The following is a 20,240-nucleotide window of genomic DNA, read 5'->3' as shown; positions in this document are numbered from 1 at the left end:
TGAAACGATTATTGGGGAGTGTTTCAGGTTGTGTAACGATTATGAAACAAAAAAAGACCTAGAGGATTAAATCCTCCAAGTCCATCAATCTATTTAGATCACATGCTCTGTCCGTTCAATAATATCATCCTGTGTTGCCTTCGATAATACATTGAAGAAGGCTGAGTAGCCTGCCACCCGAACGATCAAGTCGCGGTGTTTTTCCGGATGTTGCTGTGCATCAATCAAGGTTTCTCTTGAAACGACATTGTATTGAATATGATAACCGTGCAGCTTATTGAAGAAAGCCCGCAGCAGCATGATCAATTTTTGTTTGTCCTCTTCTTTGGCTAGGGTTTGCGGGTTGACCTTTTGATTCAGCAGGACTCCACCCAAGATATCTTCAGTACTTAATTTCGAAACAGATTTCAACACGGCGGTCGGTCCGTTTTTATCCATATTATGGGATGGTGAACAGCCTTCTGCCAATGGTACCCAAGCGTTTCGGCCATCTGGTGTCGCCATCGTTGCTCGCCCCTGACCAACGTTCGCTGAAATCGAAGAGGTTCCTGAATAGCGAATGCCGCCGATCGGTCCTCGTCCATAACGAGTGTTTGGATATTTGGCGATCTCATCAATATAGCTGTCATACGCTTCAGTGATCAGCTGGTCGACAGAATCATCATCATTCCCATATTTTGGCACATCATTTAGGATCATCTGTTGGATTTCTTGGCTGCGTTCACTGCCATAATCAGTCATCAATGCTTCCCACAATTCTTCTGGTGTTACTTTTTCTTCTTCAAAGACCAGCTGCTTGATTGCAGCTAAAGAGTCTGCCATATTGGCAATACCGACTTGCAGGCCGGAAATGAAATCATAAACTGCGCCGCCCTCTTTTAGGGTTTTCCCGCGTCCGATACAATCTTCGGTCAAGGCTGAACACAGTATGTCCGGCACCTCACGCTCCAAACCAAGGTCAATGGCGTTTTCGACAATGACACTCATTCGTGTCAGTTCCCGAACAGTTTTATCCCAAGCGTCCTGTAACTCAGCATAGGATTTCATATCTTTGAAATGTCCGTACCCTTTGACAAATCGTTTGCCGGAAACCGGATCGATTCCATTGTTCATAGCGATCATCAGAATTTTCGGGAAATTCATGTAGCTCATCCCGGTACAACGATAACCCCACTTGCCCGGTACCGCCGTTTCCACACAGCCGATGGCGCTGTAATCATATGCATCCTCTTCCGTCACACCAACCTTAATGAATGATGGAATAATGATCTCATCATTGTTAAAGGCCGGCATCCCGAAACCAAGCTTCATGACTTCGATGCATTCATTCATGAAACGATTGTCTAACCCAGCATGGTAACGAACCGTCAAATTCGGCTGTGGCAATTTCGTTTGAGCGACACTTCGTAAGACTAAATAAGATAACTCATTGACCGCGTCTTTTTTATCACGGGTTTGTCCGCCGATCGTAACATTTTGATAAAGTGGACTACCCGCACTGCTGAGGGTATGAGATTGACTACGGACTTTATTGACCGTCAGGGTTTTAATCCAAAGATTGGTCAACAGCTCTACCGCTTTGTCTTCTGTGATGTTGCCCTTTTCCAAGTCCGCCTTCAAATATGGATACATATATTGATCGAAACGGCCGTATGACAATGAATGTCCGTTAGACTCGATTTGTAAAAGTAATTGAATGAACCACGTTGCTTGGATCGCTTCTTGGAAGGTTTCCGCCGGTTCATATGGAACCTTGCCGCAAATTCGGCTGATTTCTAATAACTCAGTTCGTCGTTGCGGATTTGCCGTTTCAGCTTTTTCCTTCGCCAATGCCGAGAAACGTTCCGCGAAAGTTTTCACCGCGTCGATCACGATCAAGACTGCTTTGTAAAATTGATACTTATCTAAACTTTCAGGAATCGTCAAATCCAGCGCCGCTTTTTCCTTCAGTGTCCGTTCCTTATAGCCCTTCAAACCAATCCGCAGCATCTGACCATAATCAACTGCCAAATGAGCATCGCCTGAATTCAGTTTACCTTCCATTCCGAAAAATCCTGTCTCCATGAAGACACTGACTTCGTCCGGTAACAACGCCCAGCCTTTAGCCCGTAAATTATTATTCTCCCAGAATGGCGCGATCGAACGTAGATCTTCTTTGGTCTTTTCTGTATTGTAAAAGACATCGCCATCACGTTTTTCAAACAAATCCAGTTCATTCAAGACAAATTCCATTGTGTATTCTGGAAAGATCGGTGCATCGCGATTCGATGAAGCCTGATTCCCAACGATCAAGGTATCCTCTTCAATATAAATCGACATTTTTTCCAAAATATTTTGCAGCATCAATGCCCGCTTTACTGTACTCGGTTGATCTTTATGCTCCTGATAAGCCTCTGTCGCCAGTAATGCCCGCTCCGCATCGATGTATGGCTTTTTCGTCAAAACAGCTTCGCGGAAATGATTCATTCGATTGGTTAATTTTCCAAAATACGGCACATTTTGTTCTTTCGTTTGGATACTCATGATTACACCCTCCGTTTTTCATTCGTAACTAAATATATTTTCTTTCGTAAATATATTAGCATGTGAATAGAAATACAGTCAATAGAATTCCAAACGAAATCAAAGTAAAAAAGATACTGCACGAATGTGCAATATCTCGAATGATTATAGCTAGTCTAAAATGTCTTGGATATATTTAGGCTCAACACTCGTACGCTCCGCCGTTTCCTCAATCGTCATACCAGAGTCAATGAAGCGTTTGACTACCATCACGATATCCTCAGCCACCTCAATAATATGCTTATCCAAATCATAGAAGCGCACCGCTCGCTGTCCCCAGCTATGCTCCACTACTGGATGGATGTAATCAATATCGGACCGATTATCCAAAAATTTTATGAACTCATCCATGTCATCGACTTCAAAATACAGCTCGCTGGCATTATTCTCAAGAATGACCTCGTCTTCCTTCTTATGAATAAATTCTGCCCATGTATTGACCGTCTGTAGAAACATGCCTCCAGTCAATTGAACATGAACACCCAAATCTGCCATCACTTCCAGACCTAAAACAGTCTGATAAAATTCCTTTGACTTTTCGATGTCTTGTACTGCAACCAAGCTACCTTTAAAGTTCATTCTTACCTCCGTAAAACCATTTTTATTCATTATAGCAATTAGTAAATGGAAGCGGAAACATATAATAAAGAAAAGTATATTTTGATTTTTCGTACAAAATATTGTACAGTTAATATATAAAAACTTTCCCATTACATAGCTAAATTTTTTCGTATCTTATTAGAAAGGGGGCAAAATGATGGAAGCAGTCGCTTACTCAACTTTTCGTCAAAATTTGAAAAGCTACATGAAGCAAGTCAACGATGATGCTGAGGCATTGATCGTAACAAGTAAAAATGTCGATGAAACCGTTGTTGTCATGTCAAAGCGTGATTATGACAACATGCAGGAAACACTGAGAATCCTTTCAAACTCTTACTTAATGGAAAAAATCCAAAAAGGTGATCGGCAATTTCAACAAGGAACGTTTACGTCACACGATTTAATCGAGGATGAAGCCGATGAATAAAGCTTGGTCAGATGCTGCATGGGATGATTATATGTACTGGCATGAACACGGAAATAAAACCAATATCAAAAAGATCAATCGCTTGATCAAAGATATTGAACGAAACCCTTTTTCCGGAATAGGAAAACCTGAGCCGCTGAAGTTTGAACTCACAGGGAAATGGTCTCGCCGGATCAGTGACGAACATCGCCTCATCTACAATGTTGAAGAAGATACGATTTTCATTTATTCCGCTAAAGATCACTACTAAAAAAGCCAAGTATTTCGCTACTTGTCTTCAATCCCTTTAATCAAAAACATTTCCATCGGCTGCTGATACTCTGGAATAGTGATCAACAAGCTTCCCGAATCCTGATACCCCAGCTTACGATAAAAGTGCTGGGCATCTTCATCCACCTAAGTCGACGTCATGAGCATTTTGTATCCCAGCTGCTGCATTTCCCTTTCCCAGAACTCCATTAAGGTTTTACCATAACCTTTCCCCTGACAAGAATCTGCCACATATAGCATCGTGCAGAATGGGTGCCCATCCCAGAAAAGGTTGTACCTCAGCAAGCCCACCGGCTCACCTTCCACCAACAAAACATAACCCATCTTGTCCCGAACTTTTTGCCTTAATTGGTCTTCCGGCAAATAATGATCCAGCGTGAAACAAAACGCTTGATCCCTTTCTTGAACATGACGAATCTCCATCTAAATCCATCCCTCAGCTTTTCTTCTAGTATATCATCCGATAGTAAAAAAAAATCAACCAGACTATTTTCTGACTGATCACCTATTCTTTACACGGTAAAAACATCAATTTCTTCTTTCTGCAAAAATTCCAGCGCCTCTTTGTTGATCATCCCATCGGTAAATACTTTACTAATCTCATTGAATGCGAACTCTGAAACTACACCATTTTGCGAGAACTTGCTGGAATCAGTCAAAACAATCGTTTGCTCGGCAGCGGTCGCCAACATCCGAGTTGTATCGCAGCGGGTGATATCACTGCCGGTAAATCCGCGGCGCTGATCAAAACCGTCGATCCCGACAAATAATTTATCAACGTAAAACTCACTGATAACCTGTTTGACTAATGGTCCGACATTAACCTGCGATTCCTTCTGGTATTCGCCGCCGATTAAGATGACTTTGACCGATTCGGCTTTACGAACGTAAGAAGCGATGAAACAAGAATTTGTAATGATCGTGATGTCACTTCGATTGAAGGCCAATTCCTCGGCTAGCAATGCACAAGTGGAGCCGGATTCGATCATGATCACTTCGCCATCATTGACGATCTTGCTGGCTTCCAAAGCGATTTTACGTTTCAAATCATAATTCTGTGCCAAGCGGTAATTGATATCATCCATATTGTTCAGCAAGGCATAACCATGCTGGCGATGTAACAACCCGCGGGCCTCTAATTTATCTAAATCTTTCCGAATAGTTACTTTCGAAACATTCAGCAATTCGGAAAGCTCGTTTACTTCGATTTTTTTCTTCTTGCTGACAATCGCAAGAATCTCTTCTTCTCTAGACATAGGCTCTTCTCCCTCCATATTCTATCATTTCTATCAGACTATCATATTTTAACAATACGAACAACTTTATTTGCATTTTTAATTACGTACGTAACCACTCGTATTTACGTTAACAAATATATGTGTTAAACTCTGAGTGAGATCAAGGAGGGAATCCGATGAATGATAAAGCATGTATTTTCAATATCCAAAAATTTAGTATTCACGATGGACCTGGCATTCGTACCGTCGTGTTTTTCAAAGGCTGCCCGTTGCGCTGCTATTGGTGCTCTAATCCCGAGTCGCAGAACGGCAAGCCGGAGCAAATGTGGGACACTCAGAAAAATGCTCACACCACCGTTGGCGAATACAAATCAATGGATGAGATCATCGCGGAGGTCATGAAGGACGAAGCCTTCTATGAAGAATCCGATGGCGGTGTTACCTTGTCCGGCGGTGAAGTCCTCTATCAAGCAGAATTTGCGACCGAACTTTTACGTCAACTAAAAACAAAAGGTATCCATACTGCCAGCGAAACGACCGGATTTGCAAGAGCCGAAACCTTCAGCAAATTTATCGAACAAGTCGACCTGCTTTATTTCGATGTGAAGCATCACGATGAGGCTCAGCACAAAGCTGGCACTGGTGTGTCATTGAAACCCATCCTTAAAAATCTAAAAATCGCGATCGAACAAAAGCAAAATCTTGTCGTGCGGATTCCGGTAATTCCTAATTATAATGATGGACCAGCAAACGCAACGGCTTTTGCCAAGCTCTTCAACCAAATGAACATCACTGAAGTAGAACTCCTGCCCTTCCATCAGTTCGGTGAGAAAAAATACTCCTCATTGGATCGTGATTATCAAATGCAGGACATCCCGCAGCTACACACGGAAGACCTAGACTACTTCAAAGCTATTTTGGAAGAAAACAATATCCAATGCAAAGTACAATAAAAAGAAACATTGACATTACTTTGAGCCGTCCGCCATGAGTTAGATTTTAGTCTAACTTTTGGCGGACGGCTCAATTTGCCTCATTCGTAGGTCTCTTTCTAATTTTTTGCTAAATAGCTTTCGATCGCCTTTGCCGCATCCGATATCTTCAAATTATCTGCAATTTTCTGTTGAATCTCTTCGCAGCGCTCTTTCATTTCGTGATCTGCCAAGATTGAACAGGCTCCTGTCGCTAATTCCTTTGCTGATACACCTAAAAAACGCAATCTTTTTCCAATTTTTAACTCAACTACTTGCGCAGCATTGATCGGCTGATCATTCAAAATAGGCAAAACCAGCATTGGCACCCCATACGTCATGGCTTCACAGACACTGTTCATCCCGCCATGGGTGATAAACAAGCTGCATTTATCCAGCACTTCTAATTGAGAAACAAAGGGATAAGCATAGATATTCGCTGGTAGTTCGCCTAGTTTTTCCGGCTCAACCTTCCCTGTCGAAAGAATCACAGAGACCGGCTGATCAGCAAAAGCTTCGATGCATTTACGGTAAAAGGACTTATTGCTGATGATTGTGCCTAGTGAAATATAGATAATAGGACCAGTCATTTCTTTGTAAGGAATCATGACGGAACTGACTTGAGGTTGGACGATCGTCGGTGGAACGAAAATAAATCGATGATCAAAAGTGTCACGCATCGGTTGAAAAAAATCCGGCAGATAAACGATGTTCAGATCAGGGACATCATTCAAGACAGAATCGACTAATTTTAGTCCCTCTAGTTCCATCACTCGTGCGGCAGAAGCATTCATCAATTGCTTTCCGATGAGCTTACTAGAAAGTAAAAATACTTTCGAAGAGGACTCTAGTTTTTGAAAAGCTTCTTGATTCCAAGCAGATTGGGAAAATTGTCGAACGCACGGGATTCCTAGTCGATCAGCCAGTTTTTTCGCTGGAAAGAACAGCATTTCATATATCAAGAGATCATAGTCTTTGCCAACGGCCCTCAATGTTCGATACGCAGCCGAAAAACAGCGTCGCTTCTTCTGTTGCTCGGATAATCCTGTTGGGTAATCAAGATACGGGATAAAAGTTGCACCAGTAACAGTAATTTTTTTCTGCCATTCCGGAGCATGAATATAGCTGACTTCATGCCCACGTGCGACTAAACACCGAGCCAACGGCAACGTCGGATTCGTATGTCCGGCGTAAGGCAAATTGATCATCAAAATTTTTACCATTTCGCCCCTCCTATTCTCGTAAAATATTCGAATCTGACGAACGATTGCTTTCAATTCTTTTTGATGCGGAAATCTTCAACTGAATATTTTCATCGTAATCCTGTGCAAAGATACAGGAATAAATCACATTCAAAAGATAATTGATCGCGGTATCTGTAGAATATGTCGAAATTTTCGAAAACAACTTTTCGCGTGTACATAGTCTAAGGATCACATCTGCTTGTCGAGAAGTGGTGTTTTCTCCAATGCTGGTAATGGTGATTATAGGGATTTCTTTTTCAGACAATAATTCGGCGACTCGCAGCAGGGTTTGATTTTCTCCAGAATAAGTAATCACTAGCCCGCATGAATCCGGTTTTGCTAGAAAGGCATTAAAGAAGATTTCGTCATGAAGTGAATTAATCTGCACCGTTTTTCCAATCCGGCTCATCTGCTGAGCAAATTCTTGGGCAACGAGGAGATTATTACTGGCGGCGAAGAGATTGATCGAAGAGGACTTGGCGATGATATCGACAACTTTCCGAAGATCATCATGGGTAATCAAAGAAAGTGTATCTTCGATTGACTCGATTTCTAAACGAGCGACTTTATTGGCGATCGTTATCAGCGAATCACGTTTCGTAAAAGGAGAATTCGCGTCGATACAGGAAATACTCTTTTCTAAATAAGCTAATTCATCCAAGTAGGCTGTCTTCAACGCTGTCCAACCAGAATAGTTCAGTTTTTTCGCGATTCTTACTAATGTAGATTTTGATGAAAAAGTAGCTTCGGCGATTTCAGCCGTCGTCTTATTTTGAATATTTCGTTGTTGTTCCAGCAGATACTCGATCACCTGGCGCTCACTATTTGTAAAAGGACACGTCTCTAACCGCTCCTGTAAAAGCATAAATCGTTTCCTCCCCATTCACTGTTGAAACAGCATTTCATAAAAACAGGCCTTCTTCCGACTGTTTTTGGAACGCTGTTTTAGTTTCTTTCAAACATATTTAAAGTCATTGTATCAGTTGCTATGATGATTTCAAAGAACAGCAAAACAGTTTAGCCTAACCATCCAGCTTCAATTTTTCATGATATATCGATCAAATCAATTTTTTGTATACTTTTTGATTGACTTACAGTGTACTCGAGGTATTATGGTAAATTCGTGTGAAAAATGATTAACTCCCCTTTTGAATACATACAACGGAAAGGATGAAAAGGAATGACAAAATTAAATAAGCTGACAATCATCAAAGAAAAAAACAGCAATAGTATCACAGATCAATTAGTGGCGCGTTTCAATGAACTTACTGAAAAGGAAGATATTTCTATCCAAGTTGAGGTAGTAACCTTCGGCGAGGATGATGTTCACGAACTCTCTGGCGATATCCTACTGTTAAGTCTCCCTCTTATGCATCAACTCCGATACCTGAATCGCTTAAAAAATAGATTTTATTTTGTTTCATTCATTGATCCATATGCTTATGGTCAAATGGATGAACGAAGATTATTGAAGCAATTTCAAATGATCGAGCACTTAAAATCGGAAGAAATCGGGAAATTCCACCCAAGGAATTCTTGGACCTATGCTGATTACTTCCAGGCTACCGTTCGGATGAAAAAGGAACAAACAGCAAGTTAAACAAAAAAATCCTTTTAGTCATCTTATCTAGATGACTAAAAGGATTTTTTATGATTATAGCTCTTCGATCGGTAGATTCATACCCTTCCAGCCTTCAAGGTTATCGGCCAGTTCATTGAATATAATTACACAGCTAACTACATTGGGTACAAAGCTAAAAAAAGTTAAAGTAAAAGACTATATTCAATATTTTTTCTGTTGACTTAGAGTGTACTCGAGGATTTATGGTTAATACATCAAAAACAAAAAAGGAGTGGACATTATGCGAACATCTTTAACTCAACTTGAAAACCATAAGTTTATTAACCAAGCTAATGTGACAACAGAAGAATTTCTTGACCAAAATATTCCATTTATTCTACAGCTTGTGACAGCTTACTTAGCACAATCCGAGCATATCACTATCACAGATAAATTAATGGAACTGTTGCTGCAAGACCTCATGCATACGACTTTTAAAGTAAACAATATTCAAAATGAACGAATGGAAGCAGCGAGATCCATAAAAGCAATCGGCTATTCTCCACAGTTATGGAGAGTACTGAATCTTGATGAGAATTTTTCGATTCAGAAAATTACTCGCGAAGTCAGTCGCTATTTTGGACTTTCTGAAGCAGCTGCATGGAGTATGATTTGGCCAAACTGGGCACGCTCGATTTATCGGAAACAGTTGGATCGATTTATTTTATTTGCTGAAAACATCATGATTGTTGACTCGTGTGAGAATGAGGAAGCAATAGCGTTAAAAGGGATTCATGCGATGGAAAATTTTTTCAAAATCCTCCGATTACCAACGAATTTTGAAGAGTCGGGAATTTTTCCCACAGATGATGAGTTAGAACAACTATCGGAAAGAACGGAAGTCCCTGGATGTCTTCTTGTTCTGAAATGTTCGCGATAACCAGCTGTTCATCTGGTAAAATGAAGGAAAAGACTTTTAAGGAGAATAATAATGGGCTATAAAATAAGTGACATTTCAAAGAAGACTGGTCTCAGTACTTATACATTAAGATTTTACGATCAAAAAGGATTACTTCCCTTTGTTGCCCGTGATGAAAATGGTCGCCGCCATTTTAAAGATTCCGACCTTGAATTTCTATCGATCATCACCTGTTTGAAGGATACTGGCATGCAGCTAAGTGAGATTAAACAATTTGTCGAATGGTCAATGGATGGCGATCCGACTTATGAAAAGCGGCTCGACTTCTTTACTGAACATAAAAAAGAAGTTGAAAAACAGTTGGAACAAACACAAGCCTACTTAAGCAAGATCGACCGTAAAATCGCAAAATTCAGCAAGCAGCACGAAGCGGCGGTGGAGAACTCTGATCAAATTAAAAGAAATTAAGTTAATCATACCTAGTCTTCACACAAGTTAAATAAATTTTTGATAGTTTTCATCAGCATAATAGTCAGAAACACCCCTCAGAAATATCGGATGGTTTCCGACTTTTCTGAGGGGTGTTTTGGATTTATTTTTCCAGTTCATAATAAAGTATTTGAATTTTGTTATTAGCTTCTAAAACTAGTTTTTTCTGATGCTGCGCCGGATAATAATTCGCTGTCAGCACTTTTTCTCCGCCATTAATAAAAATCTCGCTGGTAGAGCTGTCAACGTAAATTGTTAATGTTAATGGTTGATTCCGTTCAATCGCACTCTCCCGAATCTCACCAAATTCAGGATTCAACGGATACTCCGTTTTACTGCGATCTAGCCTTATTATTCCTTGCTCAGTATCATAGCTCAAAGTAAGAGCTTTTTCGCCATTTTTATCAGAGAACAAGTGAATCCTTCCTTGATTATTTGCGGAAATTTCAAGCTGCAGCTCGTAGCAATTTTCGGTTTCTTTAATCATTTTTTCCGCTGAATCCAACTCAAATTTCTCGCAGGATTTTCGCAATTGTTTTGTTTCAGCTACCGGATATTGATAGAGCTTAACGCCTTTGATCGTTAGTTCTTTGACCAAACTTAGACAATGTGCCCACCCTTCATCAAAGGTTGGATAGGTCATTTCAGGTAATCCGATCCAGCCGATACTTAAGCAGCGTCCATCTGGTGCCGTGAATGCTTGGGTTGCGTACAGGTCAAAGCCTTCGTCGAGTAATTGCTGCGGAGCAGGATTTCCTAGTTTGCTTTCTTCTTTTAAAAAACGATCTGCTAAAATGTAGGTGTTAGGATAAACATTCTGATAATCCAACACACTTTTATCTAAACCTTGAGGGCAAAGCAGTAAAAGTGTTTGATCTTCGATGAAAAGCAGATTCGGACATTCCACCATAAAGCCTAAATCCTCGTCGATTTTCATTGGTCCTTGGTACTGCCAATCGGCTAAATCCTGACTAGTAAACACTAACACTTCGCCTTTTTCGTTGTCTGTTTGACCACCGATGATCATCAGATATTCATCCTCATAGCGAATGATTTGCGGATCGCGGAAATGCGCGGTGATTCCCGTCGGAGGCTGTTGGATCAGTGGTTCAACGACTTTTTCGATTTCGCCTTGCCCATTCAGCCAAGCCCCCAATTGATAACTATGGCGCTCCCATACTTCGTCCCTGACATTTCCAGTGTACGCGAGAAATAGTTTTTCATCCACTGGAATGGCACTGCCAGAGTAGGCACCATGAGAATCATAAATAGAATCAGGTACTATCGCTAAACCTTCCGATTCCCAATGAATCAAATCTTTTGAAGCCATATGCTGCCAAGATTTCAAGCCATGGGCTGTACCGAATGGAAAGGATTGATAAAACAGATGCCACCTTCCATTAAAATAACTAAATCCATTAGGATCGTTCAACAATCCAGTTTCCGGTTGAATGTGATAATTTGTTCGCCAACTTGAAGCATCGACTCGTTTTTTTAAATCCTTCACATAGTCGTTAGACCATTCCGAATACGGTCGATAGCGATTTTCTTGTGTCCATTCCATCTCATTCACCTATGATCCTAAGATTGGCTGCACATAATCTTGATTGTACTCCAGCCTTGCAATTGCTTCTTTTGAATCGGTGATGATCACCATCACTGTCGTATCTTTTCCATTTGCCTCAATCATTTTCAAATCAATGGTTCCGATGGTTTGTCCTTGTTGAATCGTTTGGCCTTCTTGGATGTTCAGCGCAAATGGTTCGCCATTTAACTCAACTGTATCGATTCCTAAATGTAGCAAGATCTCCATCCCATCAGCTGCCTGAATGCCAATTGCGTGCTTGGTTGGCGCGATCATTTTTACTGTGCCAGAGATTGGCGCTGTAATTGTTTCTTTGCTTGGCAAGACCGCAAAGCCTTCACCCATCATTTTGCTGGCAAACACTTGATCATTCACTTCTGTTATCGGGATGATCTCTCCTTCGATCGGTGAGTAAACTTTGTCGTTAGACTTTTTTGCTGGCGACTTTGCAGAAACTTCATTTCCTTCTTTTTTAATAACAAACAGATTCGTTAAAATGAAGGCTAAAATAAAGGTGGCGATCCCCACTAACACATACGTGATGACTTGATATAGCTCGTAAATATACATCAATGGTGATAATAAAACGGCTAAACCGTAGCTGTTGGCTTGGATTCCTAATAAGGAAAGAACCATGCCGCCGACTGCTGAACTGCCCAGCATGACTAAGATCGCTTTCATTCCGGTCCGCATAACCACCCCGAACAAGGCAGGTTCACTGACACCCAGCATTTGAGTGACTGTCGCAGAAATTCCGGCAGTTTTCACGGATGTATTTTTTGTTCGTAACGCAATCGCCAAACATACCGCCGCATTGGCAAAGCCATACATCGCGCAAACCGTGATCAGTGGATTAAAACCAGTCGTCGCGATTAGCGAAGTTTCGATCATAATAAACATGTGATGCATCCCGGTCATTACTGCGATCGGATACAAGAAACCAATGATCAAGCCGCCGATTCCTAATGGCAAATGCAGGAACATTTCGATCACCTTCACTGCTTGTCCTTCAAAGGCATGAACGATCGGTCCTAATACGAACAAGGCAACAAATACTGAAACTAGGATCACAAGAAATGATGTGAAAATCAAATCCATTGCATTCGGCATGATTTTACGTAGCTTTTTCTCTAACGTTGCACCGATCATCCCAGTGATCAAGGCTGTCAAGATGGAGCCTTGGTAGCCAACTAACGGAATCATCCCGAAAGCCATGATTGGTTCAGCCGTTCCACCGGCAACTGCATAGGCATTCGGCAGGGCTGGAGATACTAACATCAATCCGATCAAGAAACCGATGATCGGTAATCCACCCATCTTTTTAAAAGCGGACCAGCAAATAAATGCGGTTAAAAATCCAAAAGCTGTATCGGTCAAGACTGTCACTGACGCGCTCAACCATTCCGGAATACTATTAGGTGTTAAACCCATTGCGTTAAGAACGGTTTCATTGAACAATACCCCTTTTAGTCCAAGAAAAAGACCTGTTGCACCGAGAATCGGGATGATTGGAACAAAGATATCGGCAATATTTCTGACTGCGCGTTGTAATGGTGACGCATCGTCTTTCGCCATCTGATCTTTTGAGACTTCGCTAAATGAATGGGTCTTTTGCAGGGCATCATAGACTTTATTGACGATCCCTGTGCCTAAAATTATTTGATACTGACCGGCATTGTAGAAGACGCCTTTGACCTCTTCCACCTGTTCCACTTGACTGTCATCGATGGCTTTGCGGTCTTTTACCTGTAGTCTTAGACGTGTTGCGCAGTGCGTAGCAGAGACGATGTTGTCTTCTCCTACGACTGCGACAAGTTTTTTAGCGATTTCTTGATAGTTTGTTTTAGTCATGGTTATTGCCACCCTTTCTGATTACAACGGCTTGATATGGTTGTAAAAGCTGTGCCCCGTCTTGTTCCATTAACTCAAGATAATTGTTCAATAGTACTTCGCCAGCAGCTTCGATTTTTTGTGGTTGATTGCTCAAATTCACGAAAACTTGGATCGTTTCCTTGCCAGATCGTTCATATGCGATCACAGCGTCTGTTGTATTTAATGGAAGAAACTCGCCATAGATGAATGTTTCGCGATAGGCCGAATGGTTTCGCAATTGGATCATTTGCTTGTAGTAAGAAAAGACTGAATCCTTGCTCTGAACTTGATCCGCCGCATTCACTTCGGCTTGATCGCCTGTCAATTTTAACCAAGCTTTACCTGAGTGATTGAAGCCAGCATTGTCTGAAGCTTCCCACTGAAATGGCGTCCGTGTATTGTCTCTTGAACGTTGATTGACAAAATTCATGGCCGCTTCTTCGGAATAGCCTTCTAATAGTGAACGATGGTAATTATCGATACTTGAAACATCGTTGAAATCTTCAATTGCCGTGCGCTGAAAATTCTTCATCCCGATTTCTTGTCCTTGGTAGATAAATGGCGTGCCGCGTAAAAAGAAGAACAAAGTTCCCAAAGCTTTTGCGCCGATCTCATTTTGATAGTTTTCATCGGTAATGTATTTTGATAAGGAACGGGGCTGGTCATGATTCTCTAAAAAGTTCGCGCCCCAACCGTTCGCTTGTATGGCTGCTTGACTTTTAAATAGCAGCTCTTTTAAATCCCGTGGCTGCCAGTTCGTTCGGCGAAACCATTCACTACCATTTTCAACATCGATATCCGCATAATGAAAGTCAAAAATCATGTTGAAATAACCATCTTCACCGATATACTGATCGTACTGTTCATAAGGAACACCTGGTGCTTCGCCGACACTGACACATTCGTATTTTTGAAAGGTTTGGCGGTTTAGTTCAGCCAAAAATTCTTCGATGCCAGGACGATTCCGAGTTTTATTTTTCACGCTTCCTAAACCATCACTGCCATCGACAGGCACATCGCCATAGTCCTGATCCTTCTTAATAAAAGTGATGGAATCAATTCGGAAACCAGCGATTCCCTTCTCAAGCCACCAGTTGATCATTTCATAGATTTCTTGTCTAAGAGCCGGATTTTCCCAGTTTAAATCGGGCTGCTTTTTATCAAAGGTATGGAAATAATACATATTCTCTTCATGTGGTACAGGCTCCCAAACGCTGCCGCCAAAGATCGAGCGCCAGTTATTCGGCGGATTGCCCGCTTCACCTGATTTGAAAATATAGTAATCACGATAAGGACTTTCTGAATCAGTGAGAGCAGCTTGGAACCACGCATGTTCATCTGATGAATGGTTCACAACTAAATCAAGAATTAATTTTATCCCTCTTGCTTTAGCAGCTTCGATCAGTTCAGTTAAATCCTCCATCGTGCCAAATTCTTTTTGTATACCCTTATAATCAGCTATATCGTAGCCATTATCAACCATTGGTGAGGTAAAAATTGGACAAATCCACAGCATCGTCACACCAAGCTCTTGAAGATAGTCCAGCTTTTCCGTGATCCCTTTAATATCACCGATGCCATCGCCGTCACTGTCATAAAAACTTTTCGGATAAATCTGATAAACCACTTCTTCCTGCCAAAAATGCTGTTCTTCCTTTTTTAACTGCTTTTCTTTTAAAATCATTTCCATTGAATTCCGCTCCTTTTGTGGTATCGATACCACATTGCTTTAAAGAAAAATCTGCTTAGGCAGATTTTCGTATAATCAAGTCTAGTACTAATTCAGATACATCCAGTTGATAATCTTTTTCTTCCAGACGGGCGATCAGCCAATTCGTGGACTCTCGTCCTAACGCTTCGACCGGTTGCGCGATGGTTGTCAATGGAACTGCCAACATGCCAGTAAACGGCTGATTATCAAATCCCATAATCGCCAAATCTTCAGGTACTCGTTTCCCCTGCTCTAAATACTTTTCCAAAATCCCGCTAGCTACTTCGTCGCTGCTAGTAAATACGGCGTCAGGTCGATTTTCCTCCGGCAGTGATAGCAATTTTTCCGCCACCTCTTTGCCATCTTCAATCGTGTGCACTTGCTTAAAAATCCAATCAATTTTCATTGGCAGCTGATGCTCATTCAACGCTCGTTCAAAGCCTTCGGTACGTGAATTCCCATGTCCGCCGCGAGTTAATGTCCCACCCGTGCAATAGGCGATTTTTTTGTAGCCTTTGTTGATTAAGTACTCCGTCGCTTCAAAACTCGCCACTTCTTGATTCGTGAAAACCTGCGGCAGATCCGACCCGGGAATTTGTTCATTACATAAAACAATTGGACCGTATTCGCGATAGGCTTCGATGATCTTGGGATCACCTTCGATCGAGCACATGATCAAGCCTGCGATGACCTGCTGCTTCAGCATCTCGAGCATATTCACTTCGGCCTTTTTATCATCATAGGTCTGCATCACTAAAACATTATAGCCATGTGCCCGTGCACTTTTTTCGATCGAATCAACTAAGTGGGAAAAGAATGGATTGGCGATCCGTGATACTAAGATGCCGATCATCGTTCCCTTTTTCGATCGCAACTGTGTCGCCACCGAGCTAGGCGTATAATCCAGCTCCGCCATCGCTGCTTGAATCCGTTTACGTTTGTCTTCAGAAATATATGGATGATGATTCAGGTAGCGTGATACTGTTGAGACAGATAAACCTGCCTTTTTCGCTACGTCTTTGATGGTTGCCAATGTCTCACCGCCTTGTGGTATCGATTTCACAATTATCATACGATGCTCAATCGTTTTTGTCAACATCAAATATATAAAAAAACGAGTTGGAGACTTATAAAGTTTAGCATGATTGCACTTGACTTCAACTAGGTGCACAAGTATTTCCATTTTCAAAAGAACCCAATAAAAAACCGATGATCAAAATAATCAACGGTTTTCTGCAATTCGTTCAGCTAATTCTTTTAAAAAAGGCTCATAATCAACTTTTGAAAAATCAGTCACATCAAATTCAACTAGGCTGCCTAATTTGAAGTGATTATAGCCCCGCGTTGCAATAATTTCGCGGAATGCTTCTTTAGTTATCAGATCGTCTGCATTTCTTCGATCAAGCAACTCATCCCCAAAATGATAATGAGTCATAATATGACTTAAATGACGATCTGGCTCGATATCGCGAAGCTTTCTACGTTCCCAAAGCGTCTCGAAATCTGCTACTAATCGAATCGTGATCGGTTCATAACCATATTGATCTGCTAGGTCGCCTAGTTTCTTTTTTTGTTTATTACTGAAGGGATATTCTGAAACAACGATCCGTTTTCCAGCCTCCATGTAGAGCGCCAAAGCATTATAATAAAACGTCCAAACCTTTTTTTCCAGCTCCTTCTTTTCAGCTAGACTATCAAAGCCAATCTGATCAGCCAACATTTCCTTACCTTCATCCGGCGTGATCAGGAAGAAATCTCCTAAAACACGTCGCATTTCATTGATTAAATACGATTTTCCAGTCGCGGGGCTGCCTGCGATCAAAATCAAATACTTTTTCATGTTACTTTTGCATCGCCAAGGGGCTGTCAACGTTCATGAACAGACTGATTTTATGTTTAACGATTTCTTTGACTGCTTGATTGGCTGGAATGACATTGTGACGAAGTGATTTGTTTACCTCAGTTTCGCCAAAGGATTCCTTCGCTACTTTCGTCCAGTTCACTAGTAATTCTGTTCCTACATTAAACTTACGAATCCCATTGTTGATCAACTCTGGGTAATCCTCTTCCTTAACACCGGTACCGCCATGAATAACTAAAGGAATATCTACAACTGCATGAATCTCTTTTAGCAATGGAATATTCACTTCTGTTTTAGATTTGAACTGTCCATGATTGGTTCCGATCGCGATTGCAAGTGCGTCAATATCTGTTTGCTTGACAAACTCTACGGCATCCGCCGGTTTTGTGTAGACTTTATCGTTTTCAGCCACAGAGATTCCTTCTTCAGTTCCGCCAATTGTTCCCAGCTCCCCTTCAACTGAAACTCCTTTTGCATGGGCATATTCAACGACCGCTTTGGTTTTCGCGATGTTTTCTTTAAAAGGCAGATGTGAACCGTCATACATCACGCTTGAATAGCCGGCATCGATTGCGGCTTTGATTTCATTGAAATCTCTAGCATGGTCCAAATGCAGAGTGACATCCACCATCTCAGCGTTTGCGATTTCCTTCACCACGGCTACCATCACTTCATAGCCAATATATTTTGCTGTATCAATACTCGTTTGGATAATGATTGGCGAACCCATTTCCTTCGCTGCGCGAATCATTTCCGGCAGCATTTCTAAATTGTGGGTGTTGAACGCTCCAATCGTCATATTCAAATCTTCTGCAATCTGCGTGACTTCTTTTAATGTCTTATACATTTTTCGACTACCTTCTTTTCTTTTAGTTAACCGCTAATTGTGACCTTTTTTGCGATTTGACGCATGTCATCCATTTTTCCCATATATTTATCGATACCAGCATCGTCGCCATTTCTTGCAGACTCTGCTCGTTTCGCATTATAAAGGCTCATTAAATTTTTATAACCATCTCCGATTGAAAGCTTATAATCTAAACTTTTTTCTAAACTTTCAATAGCAGCGTCGATTTGCTCCAATTGAGCGTAGTTTAGGCCCAGCTTTTCGTACAAACTAGCTAGCTCTTTTTCCTCAATAGGATCTGTTTGTTCTATTTCTTGGATTGTAGCCATCAGTTCATGATTTTCATTGGTTAAACGCTCCTTTTCTTCCATGGAGAGTTCAACTTTTTCTTCTGTTTTTTCCGGTTTGTTCTTTTTCTTTAAAAAACCAAACATTTTGAAACCTCCTTAATTAGAACATTTTTAAGATCGGACTAAGAATCCATGCGTAGAGTAACGCCGCTGCAACAGTATCCACATCGGTGGCGGTCGCATTGACGAAGCCCATTTGATTAAAGATCGTTACTAAAAGTGCTGGTAGTAAAGTAATGAAGAATCCGTGGGCGATCCCACCGATGATTGCTCCTCGTCGTCCACCAGCGGCATTCCCGAAAATCCCAGCGGTACCTCCGGCGAAGAAGTTGGTCAACATTCCTGGTAAAATCATCGCCAAACCAAACGTTGGCAGTACAAACATCGCGATGATCGTCCCGATCGTTGTTGTAATGAACCCTAAAATCACTGCATTCGGTGAATAAGGGAAAAAGACTGGACAGTCCAATGCAGGAATTGCATTTGGCACCAATTTCATCGCGATCCCGCGGAAGGCTGGCACGATTTCACCCAACAGTAAACGAACGCCTGAAAGCAACACATAAACACCAACTACAAATTGAATCGCTTGTAGGAAAGCAAACATCAAATAGTGTTGACCGCCGTGGTCACCGACACCTGAACCAGCGAAGGCAGCGGTAATAATGTATAGCGGAACCATCACCACCATCACTGACAAATACGTATCTTGCAAAAACTCAAAGGATTTCGGCAGATTGATGTCCTCGATTGATTTTTTGTTTTCGCCGCGTTCACCGAAAATGTAAGCTACTCCAGCTTCAAACATGTAGCCGATCGTACAAAAGTGTCCTAATGCAATATCGTTCGATCCGGTAATCTTACGAATGATCGGCTGCGCAATCGCGGGCATAGCTACCGCAAAAATCGCTCCAACGATACTTCCTACGACGATCAGCACAAGCCCTCTTAGTCCGGCAAAGTAACCAAAGACTGTGGTCATAGTCGCCATCCAAAGAATTGCCTGACCCGTTAAGAAAATGTATTTCCATTTTGTGAAACGAGCGATCAGAATATTAACAATAAAAATACCTAAAAACGTCAATGCAATGTCGCGACCTAAGCCCAACTCATTCATCGCTTGCCCATTGATCGCCTCAATTGAAGGAATGATTCCTTGCATGTTAAAGCCTGCGGTAAAAATCTCACCAAAGTATGTCAAGCTGCCGACGATGATACTAGAACCCGCGCTCAATACTTGAAAGCCAAGCAACGTTTTCAAGGTTCCTGAAACCACTTGTCCAGCTGATTTCTTTTGCAGACAAAGCCCTAGCATCGCGATCAATGCAATCGTGATGGATGCCTGAGTCAAAATATTCTCGATGATAAAATTAACTACTCCCATTTGTTTCGCTCCTCCATTCGAATTTTATAAAGCACCTTTCGACTCTAAGATTGGTAACAGTTTTTCTTCAATTTCTGGTTTCGACACGATATTTTTTAAATAGACGATAGCGGTATTCTCCTCATTGATCGAAAATTTTTCGAACTGTGATTTGAAGTTTTGAGCCGTGATAATAATATCGGATCGTGATGAAGCCGCGGTTGAAATGTCTACGTGATCCAATTTTGCGTCAACACCGTGTGCATTTAGTACATCCTCTGCTGCCATTTGAGCCGCAAAGCTGCTTCCTAGACCTGCTCCGCATACGAATAAAATTGATACTTGTTTTCCCATTTTTCTTTCTCTCCAT

The 20,240-nt window shown here is 41.4% G+C and carries 22 protein-coding genes; 6 read left to right on the top strand and 16 right to left on the bottom strand.

What is annotated here, in order from left to right:
• Window positions 1–93: 93 nt before the first annotated feature.
• Window positions 94–2,523 carry a glycyl radical protein gene (locus tag E6139_RS01900; protein ID WP_316401351.1) on the bottom strand — a complete coding sequence of 810 codons (2,430 nt, stop codon included), beginning with the start codon at window positions 2,521–2,523 and terminating at the stop codon, window positions 94–96.
• A gap of 150 nt (window positions 2,524–2,673) precedes the next feature.
• Window positions 2,674–3,141: a VOC family protein gene (locus E6139_RS01895; RefSeq protein WP_316401350.1), complete on the bottom strand. Its 468-nt coding sequence runs from the start codon at window positions 3,139–3,141 to the stop codon at window positions 2,674–2,676.
• 178 nt (window positions 3,142–3,319) lie between these two features.
• On the opposite strand from E6139_RS01895, the gene E6139_RS01890 reads away from it, so the two are divergent.
• The gene (locus tag E6139_RS01890) at window positions 3,320–3,589 is read left to right on the top strand and encodes a type II toxin-antitoxin system Phd/YefM family antitoxin (RefSeq protein ID WP_316401559.1); all 270 of its coding nucleotides are present in this window, start codon (window positions 3,320–3,322) and stop codon (window positions 3,587–3,589) included.
• Window positions 3,582–3,839 carry a Txe/YoeB family addiction module toxin gene (locus E6139_RS01885; RefSeq protein WP_316401349.1) on the top strand — a complete coding sequence of 86 codons (258 nt, stop codon included), beginning with the start codon at window positions 3,582–3,584 and terminating at the stop codon, window positions 3,837–3,839. The genes E6139_RS01890 and E6139_RS01885 overlap by 8 nt, the downstream gene beginning before the upstream one ends.
• 17 nt (window positions 3,840–3,856) lie before the next feature.
• Here the strand turns inward: E6139_RS01885 and E6139_RS01880 are convergent, their stop codons facing one another.
• From E6139_RS01880 to E6139_RS01870, 3 genes are all read right to left on the bottom strand, one after another.
• A complete protein-coding gene (locus E6139_RS01880; RefSeq protein WP_316401348.1) occupies window positions 3,857–3,985 on the bottom strand; it encodes a hypothetical protein in 129 nt (42 codons plus the stop codon).
• The gene (locus E6139_RS01875; protein ID WP_316401347.1) at window positions 3,986–4,282 is read right to left on the bottom strand and encodes a GNAT family N-acetyltransferase; all 297 of its coding nucleotides are present in this window, start codon (window positions 4,280–4,282) and stop codon (window positions 3,986–3,988) included. It lies immediately after the preceding gene.
• Window positions 4,283–4,371: 89 nt separating this feature from the next.
• Window positions 4,372–5,115, bottom strand: a complete 744-nt coding sequence (locus E6139_RS01870; RefSeq protein WP_316401346.1) for a DeoR/GlpR family DNA-binding transcription regulator — start codon at window positions 5,113–5,115, stop codon at window positions 4,372–4,374.
• Window positions 5,116–5,273: 158 nt separating this feature from the next.
• On the opposite strand from E6139_RS01870, the gene E6139_RS01865 reads away from it, so the two are divergent.
• The gene (locus tag E6139_RS01865; protein WP_316401345.1) at window positions 5,274–6,050 is read left to right on the top strand and encodes a glycyl-radical enzyme activating protein; all 777 of its coding nucleotides are present in this window, start codon (window positions 5,274–5,276) and stop codon (window positions 6,048–6,050) included.
• A gap of 98 nt (window positions 6,051–6,148) precedes the next feature.
• Here E6139_RS01865 and E6139_RS01860 read toward each other — a convergent pair whose 3' ends face one another.
• Window positions 6,149–7,291 (bottom strand): nucleotide disphospho-sugar-binding domain-containing protein, encoded by a 1,143-nt coding sequence (locus tag E6139_RS01860; protein ID WP_316401344.1) that lies wholly within the window; start codon window positions 7,289–7,291, stop codon window positions 6,149–6,151.
• A 10-nt stretch (window positions 7,292–7,301) separates the two neighbouring features.
• Complete coding sequence (locus E6139_RS01855) at window positions 7,302–8,177, bottom strand: MurR/RpiR family transcriptional regulator (RefSeq protein WP_316401343.1); 876 nt, start codon at window positions 8,175–8,177, stop codon at window positions 7,302–7,304.
• 315 nt (window positions 8,178–8,492) lie between these two features.
• On the opposite strand from E6139_RS01855, the gene E6139_RS01850 reads away from it, so the two are divergent.
• The 3 genes from E6139_RS01850 to E6139_RS01840 all read left to right on the top strand — a co-directional run bounded on the left by E6139_RS01850 (window position 8,493) and on the right by E6139_RS01840 (window position 10,260).
• Window positions 8,493–8,912 carry a hypothetical protein gene (locus tag E6139_RS01850; RefSeq protein ID WP_316401342.1) on the top strand — a complete coding sequence of 140 codons (420 nt, stop codon included), beginning with the start codon at window positions 8,493–8,495 and terminating at the stop codon, window positions 8,910–8,912.
• 262 nt (window positions 8,913–9,174) lie between these two features.
• The gene (locus E6139_RS01845; protein ID WP_316401341.1) at window positions 9,175–9,813 is read left to right on the top strand and encodes an iron-containing alcohol dehydrogenase; all 639 of its coding nucleotides are present in this window, start codon (window positions 9,175–9,177) and stop codon (window positions 9,811–9,813) included.
• A gap of 51 nt (window positions 9,814–9,864) precedes the next feature.
• Window positions 9,865–10,260 carry a MerR family transcriptional regulator gene (locus E6139_RS01840; RefSeq protein ID WP_316401340.1) on the top strand — a complete coding sequence of 132 codons (396 nt, stop codon included), beginning with the start codon at window positions 9,865–9,867 and terminating at the stop codon, window positions 10,258–10,260.
• A 124-nt stretch (window positions 10,261–10,384) separates the two neighbouring features.
• Here E6139_RS01840 and E6139_RS01835 read toward each other — a convergent pair whose 3' ends face one another.
• The 9 genes from E6139_RS01835 to E6139_RS01795 all read right to left on the bottom strand — a co-directional run bounded on the left by E6139_RS01835 (window position 10,385) and on the right by E6139_RS01795 (window position 20,224).
• On the bottom strand, window positions 10,385–11,845 hold the full coding sequence (locus tag E6139_RS01835; protein WP_316401339.1) for a sucrose-6-phosphate hydrolase: 1,461 nt from the start codon (window positions 11,843–11,845) through the stop codon (window positions 10,385–10,387).
• Window positions 11,846–11,854: 9 nt separating this feature from the next.
• Window positions 11,855–13,717, bottom strand: a complete 1,863-nt coding sequence (locus E6139_RS01830) for a glucose PTS transporter subunit IIA (RefSeq protein ID WP_316401338.1) — start codon at window positions 13,715–13,717, stop codon at window positions 11,855–11,857.
• On the bottom strand, window positions 13,710–15,428 hold the full coding sequence (locus tag E6139_RS01825; protein ID WP_316401337.1) for an alpha-glucosidase: 1,719 nt from the start codon (window positions 15,426–15,428) through the stop codon (window positions 13,710–13,712). Before E6139_RS01825 ends, E6139_RS01830 begins: the two co-directional genes overlap by 8 nt.
• Window positions 15,429–15,483: 55 nt before the next feature.
• Entirely contained in the window at window positions 15,484–16,482 is a 999-nt protein-coding gene (locus E6139_RS01820) for a LacI family DNA-binding transcriptional regulator (RefSeq protein ID WP_316401558.1), read from the bottom strand.
• Window positions 16,483–16,671: 189 nt separating this feature from the next.
• A complete protein-coding gene (locus E6139_RS01815) occupies window positions 16,672–17,289 on the bottom strand; it encodes an AAA family ATPase (RefSeq protein WP_316401336.1) in 618 nt (205 codons plus the stop codon).
• Window position 17,290: 1 nt separating this feature from the next.
• On the bottom strand, window positions 17,291–18,157 hold the full coding sequence (locus tag E6139_RS01810; RefSeq protein WP_316401335.1) for a class II fructose-bisphosphate aldolase: 867 nt from the start codon (window positions 18,155–18,157) through the stop codon (window positions 17,291–17,293).
• A gap of 26 nt (window positions 18,158–18,183) precedes the next feature.
• Complete coding sequence (locus tag E6139_RS01805; protein ID WP_316401334.1) at window positions 18,184–18,591, bottom strand: tetratricopeptide repeat protein; 408 nt, start codon at window positions 18,589–18,591, stop codon at window positions 18,184–18,186.
• Between the two features lie 16 nt (window positions 18,592–18,607).
• Window positions 18,608–19,891: a PTS sugar transporter subunit IIC gene (locus E6139_RS01800; RefSeq protein WP_316401333.1), complete on the bottom strand. Its 1,284-nt coding sequence runs from the start codon at window positions 19,889–19,891 to the stop codon at window positions 18,608–18,610.
• 24 nt (window positions 19,892–19,915) lie between these two features.
• Entirely contained in the window at window positions 19,916–20,224 is a 309-nt protein-coding gene (locus E6139_RS01795) for a PTS sugar transporter subunit IIB (RefSeq protein WP_316401332.1), read from the bottom strand.
• Window positions 20,225–20,240: the final 16 nt, after the last annotated feature.

It is taken from the genome of Enterococcus sp. (genome assembly GCF_032555305.1).
Lineage (GTDB): Bacteria > Bacillota > Bacilli > Lactobacillales > Enterococcaceae > Enterococcus_A.
Note: the sequence above shows the minus strand (reverse complement) of the source record. Positions and strands in the feature narration are given on the sequence as shown.